11 protein-coding genes are annotated in these 13170 nt (G+C 67.4%); 7 read left to right on the top strand and 4 right to left on the bottom strand.

Annotated elements, in window-relative coordinates:
• Positions 1-94: 94 nt before the first annotated feature.
• Together ACW175_RS11355 and ACW175_RS11350 are read right to left on the bottom strand one after the other, a co-directional pair.
• Positions 95-2461 carry a penicillin-binding protein 1A gene (locus ACW175_RS11355; protein ID WP_492104568.1) on the bottom strand — a complete coding sequence of 789 codons (2367 nt, stop codon included), beginning with the start codon at positions 2459-2461 and terminating at the stop codon, positions 95-97.
• 172 nt (positions 2462-2633) lie between these two features.
• Positions 2634-3830 (bottom strand): N-acetylmuramoyl-L-alanine amidase family protein, encoded by a 1197-nt coding sequence (locus ACW175_RS11350; RefSeq protein WP_492104567.1) that lies wholly within the window; start codon positions 3828-3830, stop codon positions 2634-2636.
• A gap of 437 nt (positions 3831-4267) precedes the next feature.
• On the opposite strand from ACW175_RS11350, the gene ACW175_RS11345 reads away from it, so the two are divergent.
• The 4 genes from ACW175_RS11345 to ACW175_RS11330 all read left to right on the top strand — a co-directional run bounded on the left by ACW175_RS11345 (position 4268) and on the right by ACW175_RS11330 (position 9534).
• Positions 4268-4486, top strand: coding sequence for a hypothetical protein (locus tag ACW175_RS11345; RefSeq protein ID WP_099577706.1), 219 nt, complete (start codon positions 4268-4270; stop codon positions 4484-4486).
• Positions 4410-7187 carry an Rne/Rng family ribonuclease gene (locus ACW175_RS11340; protein WP_492104566.1) on the top strand — a complete coding sequence of 926 codons (2778 nt, stop codon included), beginning with the start codon at positions 4410-4412 and terminating at the stop codon, positions 7185-7187. The genes ACW175_RS11345 and ACW175_RS11340 overlap by 77 nt, the downstream gene beginning before the upstream one ends.
• 142 nt (positions 7188-7329) lie before the next feature.
• The gene (locus ACW175_RS11335; RefSeq protein ID WP_492104565.1) at positions 7330-8745 is read left to right on the top strand and encodes a M48 family metalloprotease; all 1416 of its coding nucleotides are present in this window, start codon (positions 7330-7332) and stop codon (positions 8743-8745) included.
• A 48-nt stretch (positions 8746-8793) separates the two neighbouring features.
• Positions 8794-9534, top strand: a complete 741-nt coding sequence (locus ACW175_RS11330) for a DsbA family protein (protein ID WP_492104564.1) — start codon at positions 8794-8796, stop codon at positions 9532-9534.
• Positions 9535-9644: 110 nt separating this feature from the next.
• Here ACW175_RS11330 and ACW175_RS11325 read toward each other — a convergent pair whose 3' ends face one another.
• Both ACW175_RS11325 and thiS read right to left on the bottom strand, forming a co-directional pair.
• Positions 9645-10469 carry a thiazole synthase gene (locus tag ACW175_RS11325; RefSeq protein WP_492104563.1) on the bottom strand — a complete coding sequence of 275 codons (825 nt, stop codon included), beginning with the start codon at positions 10467-10469 and terminating at the stop codon, positions 9645-9647.
• Positions 10470-10514: 45 nt separating this feature from the next.
• Positions 10515-10715, bottom strand: coding sequence for a sulfur carrier protein ThiS (thiS, locus tag ACW175_RS11320; protein ID WP_492104562.1), 201 nt, complete (start codon positions 10713-10715; stop codon positions 10515-10517).
• A 78-nt stretch (positions 10716-10793) separates the two neighbouring features.
• Here thiS and aroQ point away from each other — a divergent pair, with 78 nt between their 5' ends.
• The 3 genes from aroQ to accC all read left to right on the top strand — a co-directional run bounded on the left by aroQ (position 10794) and on the right by accC (position 13157).
• Positions 10794-11234 (top strand): type II 3-dehydroquinate dehydratase, encoded by a 441-nt coding sequence (gene aroQ, locus ACW175_RS11315; protein ID WP_492104561.1) that lies wholly within the window; start codon positions 10794-10796, stop codon positions 11232-11234.
• Positions 11235-11295: 61 nt separating this feature from the next.
• On the top strand, positions 11296-11805 hold the full coding sequence (gene accB / locus ACW175_RS11310; RefSeq protein WP_492104560.1) for an acetyl-CoA carboxylase biotin carboxyl carrier protein: 510 nt from the start codon (positions 11296-11298) through the stop codon (positions 11803-11805).
• A 5-nt stretch (positions 11806-11810) separates the two neighbouring features.
• Positions 11811-13157 carry an acetyl-CoA carboxylase biotin carboxylase subunit gene (accC, locus tag ACW175_RS11305; protein ID WP_492104559.1) on the top strand — a complete coding sequence of 449 codons (1347 nt, stop codon included), beginning with the start codon at positions 11811-11813 and terminating at the stop codon, positions 13155-13157.
• Positions 13158-13170 lie beyond the last annotated feature (13 nt).

The following is a 13170-nucleotide window of genomic DNA, read 5'->3' as shown; positions in this document are numbered from 1 at the left end:
GAGCCCGCTGATCCGGTTCAGATCGAAAAATCTGAACCGGGCAGGCTCTAACGCGCGTCGCGCTCCCGCGCAATGAGAGTTCGTAGAGCCCGCCCTAATAGAGCCCACTGAGAGGATCGACCTTCTGCGGCGGCGGCTTGCCCGGCTGAGGGGCCTGCTGGACCGGCTGCGGCAGGCCTGGCGAGATCTGCTCGTACGGGATCGGTCCGGTGGGCGCGACCTCCACCTTGGGCTCGGTGCCCGGGCGGAAGGCCTCGCGGACGCCGCGCACCATGGCGAACTTGGCGTTCTTGGGCGGCTTGAAGTCGACGACCGGCTGACCGTCCAGCGCCACCTTCATGAAGTCCATGAACACGGGCACCGCGTCGACCGCGCCCGTCTCGCCCTCGCCCAGCGAGCGGTTGTCGTCGAAGCCGACGAAGATCCCCACCACCAGGTTCGGCGAATAGCCGACGAACCAGGCGCTGCGGTACTCGTTGGTCGTGCCGGTCTTGCCCGCCAGCGGACGCCCCAGGGAGCTGACGGCCGCTGCGGTGCCACGCTGCACCACGCCCTGCAGCATCGAGGTGATCTGATAGGCGGTGACCGGGTCCATGATCTGGTCTCCCGGCGCGGCGAAACGCGGGCTCTCATCGCCGTTGAAGCCGGCGTCGCAGCGCTCGCAGTCGCGCTTGTCGGCCCGGAAGATGACCTTGCCCTCGCGATCCTGCACCAGTTCGATCAGGTGCGGATCGACGCGGCGACCGCCATTGACGAAGGCGGCATAGGCGGCCGTCAGCTTGAAAGGCGTCGTTTCGCCCGCCCCCAGGGCCATCGCCAGGACCGGATCCATGCTCTTGGTCACGCCGGCGCGCTGGGCGAAGTCGACGACCTTCTTCATGCCGACGCCCTGGGCCAGACGCACGGTCATGGCGTTGATCGACAGCTCCAGGCCCTTGCGTAGTGGTTGCGCCCCGTAGAACTCCTTGTGGTAGTTCTCCGGGCTCCAGTCCTGGCCGTTCGCGCCCTTGAAGGTGATGGCGCTGTCGACGACCACGCTGGCCGGCGTGTAGCCGTTCTCCAGCGCCGTGGCGTAGACGAACGGCTTGAACGACGAGCCCGGCTGGCGCATCGCCTGGGTGGCGCGGTTGAAGTTCGACAGCGAGTAGCTGTAGCCGCCGACCAGCGCCACGATCCGGCCCGTATAGGGCTCCATGGCGACCAGGGCGCCGTTGACCGCGGGAACCTGGCGCAGGCGATAGCCGGCGTCGGTCTTCTCGACGAACACCAGATCGCCAGCCTTCAGGCCCTTGCCGTTCTTGGCCCAGGTGAGGTCCTCGCCGACGATCTGGCCTTCACCCTCGTCCTTGACGAGACGGACGCGCCCGTCGTTGGAGGTGACCAGGGCCTGACGCCACTTGCCGCGCTCCGCCGGCGGGGCCTTGGCCAGGGCGGTCTTTTCCCAGGCCAGATCCGTCGATTCGACATGACCCCAGGCTCCGCGCCAGCCGTGGCGGCGATCGTACTTCTCCAGGCCGTCCATCAGGGCCGAGCGCGCGGCCGTCTGCAGGCGCGGATCCAGCGTGGTGCGCATGTAGTAGCCGCCCTCGTTGAGGCGTGGGCCCAGCGTCGCCACGCCGCGCTGGCGCACTTCCTCGACGAAGTAGTCGGCGTCGCGATAGGCGGCGCGCTTGGGCGCGGCCTGGACCACCAGATCCTCGGCCATGGCCTTCTGGGCCTCGGCCTTCGACACCCAGCCCTGCTCGGCCATCTGGCCCAGCACCCAGTTGCGCCGGGTCATGGCCTTGGCCTTGTTGCGGATCGGATGGTAGTTGTCCGGTCCCTTGGGCAGCGAGGCCAGGAAGGCGCATTCGGCCAGAGTCAGGTCAGGCAGCGACTTGCCGAAATAGTTGTAGGCGGCCGCGCCGACGCCGAACGAGCGATAGCCCAGCCAAATCTCGTTCAGATAAAGCTCGAGGATCTGCTGCTTGGTCAGCGACTGCTCCAGGCGGTGGGCCAGGATCGCTTCCTTGAACTTGCGACCAACCGTGGCGTCGCTCGTCAGCAGAACGTTCTTGGCGACCTGCTGGGTGATGGTCGAGCCGCCCTCTAGGCGTTTGCCGCGAACGACGTTGCCAACGTTCTTGAGCATGGCGCGCGAGAGACCCGAGACGTCGACGCCGCCGTGCTGGAAGAAGTTGCGATCCTCGGCCGCCAGGAAGGCCTGAGCCAGCTGCGGCGGGATCTGGTCGTAGGGGATGAAGATCCGGCGTTCTTTGCTGTACTCGCCGATCAGGGTGCCGTCCCAGGCATAGACGCGCGTCGCCGTCGGCGGACGATAGTCCTGCAACTCGCCGGCGTCGGGCATGTCGTGGAACAGCCAGGCGGCATAAATCGCGATCGCGAAACCCGCGACCGCGATGGCCGAAAGCACCGCCACGCCCGCGATGGCCATCCATCGTTCGGTGGGTTTCAGATCCACGCGACCTCCGTCGAGGCAGGCCCCCTCGCCTGCCGCACACACTTCACTAGATCGCTTGGCGCCGAACCGTAAGCGGTTTTGCGGTCGCACCTCGCGAGGCGAAGCACGAACGATCACCCCTGTGATTAGAGGGCGACAGGCAAAAGGGAAAGCCGCTCCCCGCTTCGGAATATCAGGACTTGCGCAGACCCGCCGAGAAATAGGCCTCGATGGAGTCGCCGACCGCGTCGACCAGGCGGTTGCGGCTGGCCTTGGTGGTCAGGAAAGCTTCGTCTTCCGGATTGGTGATGAAGCCCATCTCCAGGAGCACGGCCGGCACGTCCGGCGCCAGCAGCACTATAAAGCCGGCGTCGCGGTGGCTGCGGCGCAGCAGGGTGGTTTCCTCGCCAACGCTGGCCAGCAGCAGCTGGGCGAAGGCGGCCGAGCGATTCTTGGTGGCGCGCTGCGACAGGTCCAGCAGGATCTGGCTGACGGCGCGGTCGCGCCCCGGCAGGTTGGCCTTCATCAGCCAGTCGTCCTTGTCGAGGACGAGGCCGACGCGCTCGGAGCCCTTGTCCGACACGGTGTAGACCGAAGCGCCGCGCGTGCTGACGTCGGGACCCGAGTCGGCGTGAAGAGAAATAAAGAGATCGGCGTCGGCGCGGCGGGCGATCTGCACGCGGCCTTCCAGCGGGATGAAGGTGTCGGTCTCGCGGGTCAGCACGACCTGGAAGCGGCCGGTGCGCTCCAGGCGGGCCTTCAGCGCCTTGGCCGCGGCCAGGGTGACGTCCTTTTCGAACACGTTGGCGCCCAGCGAGCCCGGATCCTTGCCGCCGTGGCCGGCGTCGATGACGATCACCTTCTTCAGGCGCAACGGCGCGGCCTTGACCGGCGCGCTGGCGAAGGTCAGGCGCTGCGCCGGCGGGGCGGTGACCAAGGGCGCGGCGTCCACGGCCTTCAGGTCGATGACATAACGATAGGCGGTGGCGCCATCGCCCGGCGGCAGCAGGAAGCGGCGGCGGACCTCGGCCTTGCCGGTCAGGTCCAGGCGCAGACGGGCGCCGCCGGCGGCCTCGTCGATCACCCAGCGCTTGACCAGGCCCTGGCCGGACCCTTGAAGGTCGCCCGACACCAGGACATTCGGCAGGGCCATGACCAGGCGCTGGTCGCTCATGCCGTCGGAAATCAGCTTGCCGGCCGCGGCGCGGTCCAGGTCGATGACGACGCGGGTCTCGTTGCGGTCGCCGCCGAAGCGGACCTTCTGCACGCCGGCGGGCGCGGCGGGACCCTGGGCGGTGGCCACGGCGACGCCGGCGACCGTGAGGCCCCCGACAATCAGGGCCGCCCTGACCCAGCCCATGCGGGCCAAACTGATAAGAAACTTACGCATTCCCGCCCGCGTAATCCGAAACTGGTGAACTGAACGTCAATATCTCCCGGGGCGGTAGCCAAAGGGTTAAGTCCAGATCATCCGTCGAAAGCTTTTCTTTTGTGCGTCGATGTGGCTACAGTCCCGTGGTGCGCGAATGCCGTGATCGTCACGACTCCGTGCGGGCCGCCCGAGCCTCGAAAGTGGTCCTGAACCTCTTCCGGCGCGGAGGCGGCAGACTAGATAGTGTTCGAGAGACGGCCGATCTGGCGGGCGAGAAGCCTACCGAGACGCCGGATCTAGGGCTCGCGTCGGGCTCAAACGCCTTTTTGGCGACGACGCGCCATCCGATCCGCGCCATCCGGCGCGACAACACCACCTCCTCGCGCCATTCGTGACGCGACAGGCAAACCATCCAGTCCGCGCTTCAGGCGCGGTAGGGAAAAACGAAACCCCCAATGGGCTGCGCCGCACCCGACCGCCTTTGGCACCCGACCCTTCGCAACCGCGCTGACGGTGCGACGGTCGGCGACGCGCGCGCCCTTCATTCAGAACGGCGACCGGGCCTCGCGCCCGCCGCGCGCCGTGGAGACTTCCTTAATGTCGAAGAAGATGCTGATCGACGCAGCACACGCCGAAGAGACGCGTGTGGTCGTCGTGGACGGAACCCGGGTTGAAGAGTTCGATTTCGAAAGCCAGACTCGCAAACAGCTTCGCGGAAATATCTACCTCGCCAAGGTGACCCGCGTTGAACCCAGCCTCCAGGCCGCGTTCATCGAGTACGGCGGTAACCGCCACGGTTTCCTGGCGTTCAACGAAATCCACCCGGACTATTACCAGATCCCGGTCGCCGACCGTGAAGCGCTGATGCGTGACGACTCGGGCGACGACGATGACGACACCCCGGTCTCGCGTCGCGCCTCGGGCGGCGACGACGAGGACGACGTCAACGGCGGCCACGCGGTCGACGACGACGATGATGACGTCGAAGAAGAGCTGGCGCGTCGCAAGCGCCGACTGATGCGCAAGTACAAGATCCAGGAAGTTATCCGCCGCCGGCAGATCATGCTGGTCCAGGTCGTCAAGGAAGAGCGCGGCAATAAGGGCGCGGCCCTGACCACCTACCTGTCGCTGGCCGGCCGCTACGGCGTCCTGATGCCCAACACCGCCCGGGGCGGCGGCATCAGCCGCAAGATCACCGCGGTGTCGGACCGCCGCCGCCTGAAGAGCGTGGTCAACAGCCTGGACGTGCCGCAGGGCATGGGCCTGATCGTCCGCACGGCCGGCGCCAAGCGCACCAAGGCCGAGGTCAAGCGCGACTACGAATATCTGCTGCGCCTGTGGGAAAACATCCGCGACAACACGCTGCACTCGGTCGCGCCGGCGCTGATCTACGAGGAAGAAGACCTCGTCAAACGCGCCATCCGCGACATGTACGACAAGGACCTGGAGGGCATCTGGGTCGAGGGCGACGCCGGCTATAAAGAAGCGCGCGACTTCATGCGCATGCTGATGCCAAGCCAAGCCAAGAAGGTCTTCAACTACCGCGACCCGACCCCGCTGTTCGTCAAGCACAAGATCGAGGACCATCTGGCCCAGATCTATTCGCCGGTCGTGCCGCTGCGTTCGGGCGGCTATCTGGTGATCAACCAGACCGAGGCCCTGGTCGCCATCGACGTCAACTCGGGCAAGGCCACGCGCGAGCGCAATATCGAGGCCACGGCCCTCAAGACCAATGTCGAGGCCGCCGAGGAAGCCGCTCGCCAGCTGCGTCTGCGCGACCTGGCCGGCCTGATCGTCATCGACTTCATCGACATGGATGAAGGCAAGAACAACCGCACGGTCGAGAAGGTCCTCAAGGACGCGCTCAAGGACGACCGCGCCCGCATCCAGATGGGCAAGATCTCGGGCTTTGGCCTGATGGAGATCAGCCGCCAGCGTCGCCGCACCGGCGTCCTGGAAGGCACGACCCATGTCTGCGAACACTGCGAAGGCACCGGCCGCGTCCGCTCGGTCGAGTCCAGCGCCCTGGCGGCCCTGCGCGCGGTCGAGGTCGAGGCCCTGAAGGGCAGCGGCGCGGTGATCCTGAAGGTCTCGCGTTCGGTCGGCCTGTATATCCTCAACGAAAAGCGCGCCTATCTGCAGCGCCTGCAGGAGACGCACGGCCTGCACATCACTGTCGTGGTCGATGACAGCCTGCACGCCGGCGACCAGGAGATCGAGCGCACCGAACTGGGTGAGCGCATCGCCATCGCCCCCGCTCCCTATGTCGACGAAGACGACGACTTCGATCCCGCGGCCTTCGAGGACGAGGACGAAGAAGAAGACGAAATCATCGACGACGAGGACGAAGACAGCCTCGAGCGCGAGGATACCGACGACGACGACGCCGCGGCCCGCAAGCAGGCCCGCGAAGACGATCGCGGCGACCGCAAGGGCCGCCGTGGCCGCCGCGATCGCGGTCGCGGTCGGGGTCGTCGTGACGAACGCGAGACCGAAGGCGAGGCTCCGGCCGAAGCCGAGGCCGAAGGCGACGAAGACGAGCTCGAAGGCGACGCCGAAGACCGCGCCGAGTTCGGCGATGACGATGACGGTGCCCGCCGCCGTCGCCGTCGTGGTCGCCGTGGCGGCCGTCGTGGCGGTCGCGAGGACGGCGATCGTCCGGCCGACGCCTTCGTCTGGATCCGTCCGCGCGTCCCGTTCGGCGAGAACGTCTTCACCTGGCACGACCCGGCGGCTCTGGTCGGCGGCAATAGCGAACCGCGCCGCCCGGCGCCGGAAGCCCGCGCCGAGCGTGAAGAAACCACCGAACGTCCGGAACGCGCCGAGCGTGAGGAACGCCCGGCCCGCGAACGCGGCCGTCGTGGCCGTGACCGTGGTCGCCGCAACCGTGACGAGGCTCCCCTGGTCGAGGCTTCGGCCGAAGCGACCGCCGCCATCGACGCGATCAGCCCCGCTGAACCGGCCGAGCCCTACGAAACGCCGATCCTGGCGCCGCCGGTGATCTCCGGGCCGCCGTCCGACGTCTGGGTCGAGTTGCCCGAGGCCGAGGAAGCGCCGAAGAAGCCCAAGCGCGCCCGTTCGCGGAGCAAGAAGGCCGTCGCCGAAGAGGCCGCGCCGGAAGCCGCTCCCGAAACGGCGGTCGAGGCTGTCGCCGAAACCGTGACCGAAAGCGTCGCCGTGGTCCCGCCGGAACCGACTCCCGAACCGGTTCAAGCGCCGGCCCCCGAGCCGGTCGTCGAGACCGCGCCCGAGCCGGCCGTGGAGGCGCCGCCGGAACCGGTGGTGGAAACGGCCCCGGCCGCTCCCGCCGAACCGGATCCGAACGAGATCACCACCCCGCCCGAAAAGCCCCGCAAGGGCTGGTGGCGCCGGTAGGCTGACCTGATGGCGGCCCGCGCATCGAAAGATGCGCGGGCCTAAATCGTCGCGAAGCCGAAGCGAGACCCTTGTTCCCTCGCCTCCGACTTCCAAGTTAGACTGGTCGTAGTTCGCGGGGGCGCGATCTGGAGATCACTCAATGACCTCGCGTAGCGGGCAAGCTGGGAGGCGACTCGGCGTGGCTTTGTCCGCGCTGGCGGTGCTCGCGTCCGGCGTCCCCCAGGCCGCCCTGGCCCAGGACGACGGCCCCTCCCTGATCCGGGACACCGAGATCGAGGAGATCCTCCACCACGACGCCGACCCGATCTATGCGGCGGCGGGCCTGGATCCCAGGACCGTGCGCATCCTGATCGTCGGCGACAAGTCGCTGAACGCCTTCGCGACCCAGGGCCTGCAGATGGGCCTGAACACCGGCCTGATTCTGCAGACCGAAAATCCAAACCAGCTGCGCGGCGTCATCGCCCACGAAACCGGACACCTGGCCGGCGGCCACCCGATCCGGTCGGGCGAGATGACCCGCGCGGGTCTGAAGCCCATGATCCTGACCATGGGCCTGGGCGTCCTCGCCGCCCTGGCCGGATCCGCCGACGGCGCGGCCGTGCTGCTGGGCAACGCCCAGTACGCTGGCGCGCTGGGCGCTCTCGGGTACAGCCGCGAGCAGGAATCACGCGCCGACCAGGCCGGCGCCGGCTTCCTGGAGGCGACAGGCCAGTCGGGCCGGGGTCTCGTCGAGTTCTTCGACAACTTCCGCTACCAGGAAGTCTTCGATCAGGCCCGCCGCTACGAATATTTCCGCAGCCACCCCCTGTCGTCCGAACGGATCGAGGTGCTGCGCAGCCGCGTCGAGCGCCAGCCGCACTACAGCGCCGTCGACACGCCTGAAGACCTGGCCCAGCACGAGATTATGAAGGCCAAGCTGGAAGGGTTCCTGAACCCGCAGATCGCCTTGATGAAGTACAAGGAGAGCGACACCGGCTTTCCGGCTCGCTACGCCCGCGCCATCGCCTATTACCAGATGAAGGAGCCCGACCGGGCCCTGCAGCTGTTGGAGCCTTTGATCGCCGACCACCCCGACAATCCCTATCTGTGGGAGCTGAAGGGCCAGATCCTGTTCGAGTTCAACCGGGTGGCCCTGGCCGAGGAGCCGCAGCGCAAGTCGGTGCAGCTGAAGCCCGACGCGGCCCTGCTGCGGGTCAATCTGGGCCAGACCCTGATCAATCTGAACGATCCCAAGAAGATCGAGGAAGGCGTCCAGGAGCTGAAGCGCAGCCTGCTGAACGACCCCGACAACTCGGTGACCTGGCGCCTGCTGGCCCAGGCCTACGACACTCAGAAGAAGGACGGCGAGGCGCGCCTGGCCACGGCCGAGCAGTACTATTCTATGGGCGCCGTGCGCGAGGCCAAGGTCTTCGCCATGCGGGCCCGTGAACTCCTGGGCAAGAACACCCCCGACTGGCGCCGCGCCACCGACATCATCTTGGCCTCACGCCCGTCCAACCAGGACCTGAAAGACCTGGCCAAGGACAGCGTGGCGCAATCCAGCCTTAGCCACTAGGCCAACCTCGGCCTATAGGCCGCCTCCTCTTCCACGTTCGAGATCTTCATGACCCTGCTTCGTCGCGTCGCGACCCTCGCCCTCCCCCTGGCCGTCACCGGCATGGTTCTCGCGGGCTGCGGCCCGGCCAAGCCCGACAAGGCGTTCGGTGAAAAGGTCCGCGCCTATCTGCTGGAGCACCCCGAGGTGCTGATGGAGGCCAGTCAGAAGCTTCAGGAGAAGCAGGCCGCGCAGCAAAGCGCCTCGGCCCAGAAGGCCATCGGCCAGTACCGTCAGGCCATCGAGCGCGACCCGCGCGACATCGTCATCAACCCGAACGGCTCGATCACCGTCACTGAGTTCTTCGACTATCGCTGCGGCTATTGCCGTCACGCCGCGCCCGAGATCGTCGAGCTGGTCCAGAAGAACCCCGACGTCCGCCTGGTGCTGAAGGACTTCGTGATCTTCGGCCACGACAGCGAGGCCGCCGCCCGCCTGGCGCTGGGCGCCAAGGACCAGGGCAAGAGCCTGGAACTCTACAAGGCGCTGATGGCCGAGAACGCCCTGGACGCCGCCGCCGCCCTACGGATCGCCGCCGGTCTTGGCATCGACATGACCAGGGCCAAGGCCGCCGGCGAGAGCGAGGCCGTCACCCAGCACCTGGCCGACACCGACACCCTGGCCAAGACCCTGCAACTGTCGGGCACCCCGGCCTTCATCGTCGGCGACACCCTGGTCCCCGGCGCGGACATCAACGCGCTGAAGCTGGCGATCGACCAGACACGCGCGGCCAAGGCGAAGGCGGGCTGAGGAGACGCCCTCGTCCTTCGACAAGCTCAGGATGAGGGCGACTTCACCCGCGCATCATTTGAAAACCTCACCCTGAGCTTGTCGAAGGGCGAGGTTTTCAGCGTCCGAGGTCAGATCAGCCCGCCCAGCGGCGAGCTCGGGTCCGCGTACAGGCGCTTCTGCATCCGGCCGGCCAGATACGCCTCACGCCCGGCGATGACCGCGTGCTTCATGGCCTTGGCCATGCGGATCGGGTCCTTGGCCTCGGCGATGGCGGTGTTCATCAGGATGGCGTCGCAGCCCAGCTCCATGCCGATGGCGGCGTCCGAGGCCGTGCCGACACCGGCGTCGACCAGCACGGGCACGCCGGCGTTCTCGACGATGATCCGCAGGTTCACGCGATTCTGGATGCCCAGCCCCGAGCCGATCGGCGCGCCCAGCGGCATGATCGCCACGGCGCCGGCCTCCTCAAGCTTGCGGGCATAGACCGGATCGTCGGAGCAATAGACCATCACCTGGAAGCCGTCTGCGACCAGCAGCTTCAGCGAGCGCAGGGTCTCTTCCATGTCCGGGAACAGGGTCTTGGGGTCGCTCAGGACCTCCAGCTTGACCAGGTCCCACCCGCCGGCCTCGCGCGCCAGGCGGAGGGTGCGCACCGCGTCCTCGCCGGTGAAGCAGCCCGCCGTGTTGGGCAGATAGGTGAATTCGCTGGGCTTGACGTAGTCGACCAGCAGCGGCTGCGTCGGGTCCGTCAGGTTCACGCGGCGCACGGCCACGGTGACGATCTCGGCCCCGGCCGCGCGAGCGGCGGCGGCGTTGGTCGCATAGTCCTTGTACTTGCCCGTACCGACGATCAGGCGCGAGCGGAAGGTGCGGCCGGCGACGGTCCAGGTTTCTTCGGTGTCCCCAGAAACCTGAGGCGTCGAGACGGTGTCGGGGGAAACATGCGCGTTCATGCGGCTGGTTTACGCCCGGGAAGCCGGCGTTTCAAATGCGGAGGATCAACCGCCGCCGATAAACGTCACGATCTCGATGCGGTCGCCCTCGACCAGTTCCGTGCCGGCATAGGTCGAGCGCGGCGCGATCTCGAGGTTGCGCTCGACCGCCACCTTGCGGGCGTCCAGGCCCAGGGCGCCCACCAGATCGGCGATCGTGACGACGTCGGCCACGTCCCGCTCTTCCCCGTTCAGTAAAAGCCTCATCTCACCTCCGAAGCGAGCCGTGCTTGTGACCCGGCGGAACCGGCTATACAAGACCCTCGGAATCGACGGCGGAGCCGCATGGTAAAACCGATCCACGTGCTGAGCGGACCCAACCTCAACCTGTTGGGGACCCGCGAGCCTGAGATTTACGGCAAGGACACGCTCGCGGATGTCCGTACGCGCTGTGAGGCGCGGGCGGCTTCGCGTGGCGTCGAGGTGGTCTTCCGCCAGTCCAACCATGAGGGTGTGCTGATCGATTGGGTGCACGAGGCGCGTGAGTCGGCTTCGGCGCTGATCATCAATCCGGCCGGCTACGGCCACACCTCGATCGCGCTTCTGGATGCGCTCAAGGCCTTGAGCATTCCGGTGATCGAGTGCCACCTGTCCAACCCGGCGGCGAGGGAGGAATTCCGCCGCCACACCTTCGTTTCGCTGGCCGCGACCGGGATCGTCTCCGGCTTCGGCGCGGCGAGTTATGAACTGGCGATCGAGGCTGCTTTCGGCCTGATCCGCGTTTAACAACGATAACGCCCGGCGTTTTTCCGCCGCCGAGGCGCTCAAGAGAACAAGGTAAGCTTCCATGTCGAACCCCAAGGCCCCCGCCGATCCGGTCGAAGCTCCGGCCATCGACGCCCGTCTGGTCCGCAAGATCGCGGACATCCTGAAGGACACGGGCCTCACGGAGATCGAGGTCGAGCACGCCGGCCTGAAGATCCGCGTGGCCCGTGAACTGACCGCGGCCCCGGTCAACTACGTCCAGGCCGCGGCTCCGGCCTATGCCCCGGCTCCGGTCGCCGCCGCCGCGCCCGCCGCGCCCGCCGCCGTCGAGGCAGCTCCGGCTCCGGCCGCCGCCCGTGGCGACGCCGTGAAGTCGCCGATGGTCGGCACGGTCTATCTGTCGCCCCAACCGGGCGCGGACGCCTTCGTGAAGGTTGGCGACACCGTTTCGGCCGGCCAGACGCTGTTGATCGTCGAAGCCATGAAGACCATGAACCCGATCGCGGCGACGAAGGCCGGCAAGGTCGTCGAAATCCTGGTCGCCGACGCCCAGCCCGTCGAGTTCGGCGAGCCTCTCGTCGTCATCGAGTAACGCTCATGTTCGACAAGATTCTCATCGCGAACCGGGGCGAGATCGCGCTCCGGGTTCACCGCGCCTGCAAGGAAATGGGCATCGCCACCGTGGCCGTCCACTCCGAGGCCGACCGCAACTCGATGTGGGTGCGCCTGGCGGACGAAAGCGTCTGCATCGGCCCCGCGCCGGCCGCCAAGAGCTACCTGAACATCCCGTCGATCATCGCCGCGGCCGAGATTACCGGCGCCCAGGCGATCCACCCGGGCTATGGCTTCCTGTCGGAGAACGCCCGCTTCGCCGAGATCGTCGGCGCGCACGGCTTCACCTTCATCGGCCCGAAGCCCGAGCACATCCGGATGATGGGCGACAAGATCACCGCCAAGCAGGCCGTGAAGGACGCCGGCATCCCGGTCGTCCCCGGCTCTAACGGCGGCGTCTCGACCGAGGAAGAGGCCTTCGCGGCCGCCGACGAGATCGGCTTCCCGGTGCTGATCAAGGCCGCCTCCGGCGGCGGCGGTCGCGGCATGAAGGTCGCCCAGACGCGTGAAGACCTGGCCGAAGCGGTCTCGACGGCTCGCGCCGAGGCCCGCGCCGCGTTCGGCGACGACACGGTCTATATGGAGCGCTACCTTCAGAAGCCGCGCCACATCGAGCTGCAGGTCATCGCCGACAGCCATGGCAACGTGGTGCACCTGGGCGAACGCGACTGCTCGCTGCAGCGCCGCCACCAGAAGGTGCTGGAAGAAGCCCCCTCGCCCGCCCTGTCCGCCGAAGGCCGCGCCAAGATCGGCAAGGTGGTCGTCGACGCCGTCAAGGCCATCGGCTACCTGGGCGTCGGGACCATCGAGTTCCTGTGGGAGAACGACGAGTTCTTCTTCATCGAGATGAACACCCGCCTGCAGGTCGAGCACCCGGTCACCGAGGCCATCACCGGCATCGACCTGGTGCGCGAGCAGATCCGCATCGCCGCCGGCCTGCCGCTGTCGTTCACCCAGGAAGACGTCGTCTTCGAGGGCCACGCGATCGAGTGCCGGATCAACGCCGAGAACGCGCGGACCTTCACGCCCTCGCCGGGCGTGATCACCGACTTCCACGCCCCGGGCGGCCTGGGCGTTCGCCTGGATTCGGCGATCTACACCGGCTATGCGATCCCGCCCTACTACGACAGCCTGATCGGCAAGCTGATCGTGCACGGCCGGGACCGCGCCGAGTGCATCGCGCGCCTGAAGCGCTGCCTGGGCGAGATGGTCGTCGGCGGCATCGAGACCACGATCCCGCTGTTCCAGGACCTTCTGGTTCAGCCCGACATCCTGGCCGGCGACTACGACATCCACTGGCTGGAACGCTGGATCAAAGCGCAAGAGGCGTAGGTCCCGAACAGCG

The organism is Caulobacter sp. FV1ye6ST (assembly GCF_058681225.1).
This window is presented reverse-complemented; position numbering and strand designations above follow the sequence as displayed.